This is a genomic window from Peptoniphilus sp., from assembly GCF_034090345.1.
In the GTDB taxonomy this organism is placed as follows: Bacteria; Bacillota; Clostridia; order Tissierellales; family Peptoniphilaceae; genus Peptoniphilus.
The window spans coordinates 1-1,942 of record NZ_JAXDSS010000138.1 but is presented as its reverse complement, the minus strand read 5'-3'; the positions used below and the strand labels follow the sequence as shown (position 1 = coordinate 1,942).

General features: G+C 31.1%; 3 protein-coding genes. All 3 read right to left on the bottom strand.

Going from position 1 to position 1,942, the window contains the following annotated elements:
• Positions 1-687, bottom strand: a 687-nt coding sequence (locus tag SOR77_RS10200; RefSeq protein ID WP_320636989.1) for an electron transfer flavoprotein subunit alpha/FixB family protein, incomplete at its 3' end; no start/stop codon positions are given.
• A gap of 8 nt (positions 688-695) precedes the next feature.
• Positions 696-1,460: an electron transfer flavoprotein subunit beta/FixA family protein gene (locus SOR77_RS10195; RefSeq protein WP_320636988.1), complete on the bottom strand. Its 765-nt coding sequence runs from the start codon at positions 1,458-1,460 to the stop codon at positions 696-698.
• Positions 1,461-1,462: 2 nt separating this feature from the next.
• Positions 1,463-1,942 (bottom strand): acyl-CoA dehydrogenase family protein (locus SOR77_RS10190; protein WP_320636987.1); only part of this gene is annotated, 480 nt, incomplete at its 5' end.

The following is a 1,942-nucleotide window of genomic DNA, read 5'->3' as shown; positions in this document are numbered from 1 at the left end:
AGGCGCTTTTAATATTTTGGCTAATTCATTTACCAGCTCATATCCTTCGCCTTTTGAAGCCCCTCTTCCACAAGTAACTATAATCTCTGCATCTTCTAACGCTATTGTTCCTTGAGATTCTTCAAAGATACTCTTTATACTAGTTTTTAAATTTTCTCTTTCTATTTCAATATTTTCTTCTTTTGCTGAGTCATTTAAATTTTCTTTTTTTTCAAATGAACCTAATCTAATATTTGCCACTTGAAACTTTTCAGATTTTATCTTAGATTCTGTAAGCACAGTAGATCCATAAGTTGGATATATAAATTTAATATCATCTTCTTCAACTTCTATTGCTTGTACATCTGTAACTGAAATTGAATCTAATTTAAATGCTGTGTGTGCTGATATATCTTTCCCATCTAATGTTGCTGCCATCAAAACATATTTCACATCTTTTTCTATTGCGATTTTTGAAATTATACCGGCGTAATCTCTTGCGTTAAATTCTTCTCTTTCTACATTGATTACTAAATCCGCCCCGTTTGACGCCAACATTGAAGTATCAGAATTTTTGCCTATTACAACTGCTATTACTTTTGAGTTAAGTTCTCTTGAAAGTTCGTATGCTTTAGATAGAACTTCAAGACTTGGTTTTATAGGGCTATTTTCTTTTGTTTCCAAATATATTAAAAAATCTTTTGTCATATTACACCTCAAAGAACTTTTTCTTGTACCATTATTTCTATGGCTTTTTTTACGCTGTCTTCAATCTCTTCTTCTTGAATTTTAATTCCTGATTGTCTCTTTGGAGGCTCTGAATTGGATATTATTGTAAAATTATCATTTGGTATAATTTCTATCTCAATTTCAGAAATTTCTTTTCTTCTAGCTGCCATTTTAGACTTTATAGTAGGGTATCTTGGGTCGTAATCCGGTTTATTAATAGTAACTACACTTGGTAGTTTAGTTTCTATTATTCTGTATCCAAAATCTGTTTGTGATTTTGCTTCTAACAAATTATTATTTACTTCCATTTCAATAACATTTGTTATAACCCCAACATTTAGTTCTTCAGATAAATATATCCCCACTGAAGAAGATTGAGTGTCTGTGGATTCTTTTCCTAAGCAGATTAAATCAAATTTTTCATCTATCTCTAATTTACAAATTGCTTCCTTAAGTGCAGTTGCAACATCTCTTGAATTTAAATTTTTATAATCATCATATTTTACAAGAACAGCTTCATCAGCTCCAACGGCTAGGCAATTTTTAAGAGAATTTTTTACTTCTTCATTTCCTATCGAAACCACGGTTACTTTTCCACCCAATTTTTCTTTTAATCTAACTGCCATTTCTAATGAGTATGTGTCAAATGCATTAATAACCGGTGTTATTTCATCTATGATAGGTAGTCCTGATTCTACCTTAACATCTACAGAATCATCTGGAACTTCTTTAATACAAACTAAAATATTCATATTTAACCTCTCATCATGTTATTTGCAACTACAATTCTCAAAATTTCGTTAGTTCCTTCAAATATTTGGAAAATTTTTGCATCTCTTAATAATTTTTCAACAGGGTATTCTCTACTATATCCATATCCGCCAAATAATTGAATTGCATCAGATGCTACTTGCATAGCTATATCAGAACCATAACACTTAGCTATAGCTGATTCTCTACTAAAAGATAGTCCTTCATCCATTCTATTTAATGCACAAGCAACCATTTGTCTTGCTGTTTCAGTTTTTATATCCATATCTGCCAATTTAAATTGAAGTGCTTGGAATTTTATTACAGGTCTTCCAAATTGTTCTCTCTCATTTGTATATTTAAAAGCCTCATCTATTCCTCTTTGGGCAATTCCAACTGCGATACATCCCATCCAAGCTCTTGCTTGGTCTAAAGTTTGCATGGCTATTGAATAACCTTTTCCAACTTCTCCAATTAAATTTTT

Excerpts from the sequence above, each read along its gene's own strand:
- SOR77_RS10195 (WP_320636988.1), bottom strand. The coding sequence starts at position 1,460 with ATGAATATTTTAGTTTGTATTAAAGAAGTTCCAGATGATTCTGTAGAT.